Annotated in this window: 1 pseudogene; it reads right to left on the minus strand. The window is 51.3% G+C overall.

The annotated features are described in order from the left end of the window. Positions 1-118: pseudogene (locus tag EZM41_RS13325) on the minus strand (cell division protein FtsZ); the annotation flags it as partial. Positions 119-308 lie beyond the last annotated feature (190 nt).

The raw sequence follows: 308 nt of genomic DNA on the forward strand, positions 1-308 counted from the left end.
GCGTCTCCCCTCGCCCCTCGCCAATACCCATTATTGCAGCACCAGCATTGCTCATAACCGCTTTGACATCAGCAAAATCTACATTGACCAGCCCCGGACGCAAGATGAGATCTGTGACAAGAAAAAATTATGGTTTATAGCGGAACGACCACGGGATGGCCTTTGATGCGCTCGATGGCGACGTTGACCACATAGACAGCTTCTACCATGGCTGGTGTAACGTTTGCACAACTCGATGCGGAATAGATCACGCCGTTTTTCATAAAAAGTGCCTTGTCGGCAAAACGCAGGGCCGAACCGAGGTCGTG

The organism is Acetomicrobium sp. S15 = DSM 107314, assembly GCF_016125955.1.
Classification (GTDB): Bacteria; Synergistota; Synergistia; order Synergistales; family Thermosynergistaceae; genus Thermosynergistes; species Thermosynergistes pyruvativorans.